The 2,134-nt window shown below is 67.3% G+C and carries 1 protein-coding gene; it reads left to right on the forward strand.

From position 1 onward, the window contains the following. Nucleotides 1–358 precede the first annotated feature (358 nt). Nucleotides 359–2,134, forward strand: a 1,776-nt coding sequence (locus ACP7AJ_RS21130; RefSeq protein ID WP_426062216.1) for a PAS domain-containing protein, incomplete at its 3' end; no start/stop codon positions are given.

Genomic DNA, 2,134 nt, shown 5'->3' on the forward strand with positions numbered 1-2,134 from the left:
CATTCGTGTAACGCCAATTGGATGATGCACTACAAACGCTCCTTTAAGTGAACGACGAAATAGGGCGCTACGACAAGCGGGTGGTTAGTCCCAGTATTGCGGATTGAGTTTACGAAACTCGTCTACGATTCATCGTTTACAAAACTCGGTTAGGAGATGAGTTTCGTGAACGGCGAACGGCGGGTGTCTCCTCGTTCCTTGATAGCCCCTCTAGCAGCACCGCCGCCGGCGGCAGTTGTCCGTTGATTTGCGAAACGAGCGGACCATCCCGCTCGCTCGCTTCTTTTCACGCCGGCCATAGCCCACCGCGCTTGACCTTCGTATTGCCAACCCTGACCCCACCGCTGCCTGACTGCCCATGGCCCTGCCTCCGCCCGACCCATTGCTTATCTTCAACGCCCTGCCCGATGCCACCCTGCTGCTGTCCCCGGAGCTGCGCATCGAGGCCGTCAGCGACGCGTACCTGGCGGCCACCCTGACCCGGCGTGACGCCCTGGTGGGCCAGCATGTCTTTGCCGCCATGCCCGACAACCCGGCCACGCCCGAAGCCCACGCCGTGCACAACCTGCGGGCTTCCCTGGAGCGGGTGCTGGCCACGGGCCAGGCCCACGAGATGGCCCAGCAGCGCTACGACGTGCCCGACCCCGCCCGCCCGGGCGAGTTCGTGGAGCGCCACTGGCTGCCCCGCAACACGCCGGTGCTCGACGCGCAGGGCCGGGTGCAGCACATCCTGCACCGCGTGCACGACGTCACCGCGGTCGTCGCCGGCAACGCCCGGCAAGCGGCCATATCCGCCGAGCTGGTGCTTGCCCGCCGGCAGCGCGAGGCCGAGCGCGAGCGGCTGCACCAGCTGTTCCGGGAGGCCCCGGCACCCATCGTCATTTTCGACGGCCCCCGGCACGTCTTCCAGCTCGTCAACCCGGCCTACCAGCGCCTGTTCCCCGGCCGGGCCCTGCTCGGCCAGTCCGTGCTGGACGCCTTGCCGGAACTACGCGGCACGTCCATCGACGCCACCATGGACGGGGTGTACGACACGGGCACCACCTTCGTGGCGCAGGAAATGCCCCTGCAAATGACCCGCACCCCCGACGGGCCGTTGGAAGACCTCTACTTCACCTTCACCTTCCAGGCCCGCCACAACGACCAGGGCCAAGTGGACGGCATCCTCATGTTCGGCAACGAGGTCACCGACCAGGTGCAGGCCCGGCGCGTGGTGGAGCAGCGCGAGGTGTTGTTTCGCCGGATGGCCGACCACGTACCCGGCACGCTCTGGGTGACCAACTCCGCGGGCGAATGCACTTACCTCAACGCGCGCTGGTACGCCACCACCGGCCAAACCCAAGCCGAAGGCCTGGGCCTGGGCTGGACCAACGCCGTGCACCCCGACGACGCCCCCGGCACCGGCGCTACTTTTTTGGCGGCCAACGCCCGGCGCGAGCCCTTCAGCTGCTTGTTTCGGCTGCGGCAGCGCGACGGCGCCTACCGCTGGGTGACGGACCAGGGCCAGCCCCGCTACGGCGCCACCGGCGCCTACCAGGGCATGGTGGGGGCCGTGGTGGACGTGCACGAGCAGAAGCTGGCCGAGTTGGCGCTGCAGCAGTTGAGCACCGAGTTGAGCACCGCCAACGAGCAGCTGACGCGCACGAACGTGGACCTGGACAACTTCATTTACACGGCCTCGCACGACCTCCGGGCGCCCATCTCCAACATCGAAGGCCTGCTCTACCTGCTGCAGCAGGAGCTGCCCGCTGCCGTGGCCCAGGACGCCCTGGTCGGTTCTACGCTGGCGCGCATGCTCGATTCCGTGGAGCGCTTCAAGCGCACCATCGACCACCTCACCGACGTCTCCAAGCTCCAAAACGCACACTTGGCCCCGGCGGCAGCGGTCAACCTGGCTGCCGTCGTCGACGACGTGCGCCAGGACCTGACGCCGCTGCTGCAGGAAGCCGGCGCCAAGCTCGTGGTGGACGTGGGCGCCCATCCGCCTGTGCAGTTCTCGGAGAAAAACCTGCGCAGCATCGTTTACAACCTGCTCAGCAACGCCCTGAAGTACCGCTCGCCCGACCGCCCGCCCCGCATCGACCTGCGCGCCCACGTGCGGGCGGGCCACACGGTGCTGGAGGTGCACGACAAC

It is taken from the genome of Hymenobacter sp. B1770 (genome assembly GCF_049896385.1).
Taxonomy (GTDB): domain Bacteria; phylum Bacteroidota; class Bacteroidia; order Cytophagales; family Hymenobacteraceae; genus Hymenobacter.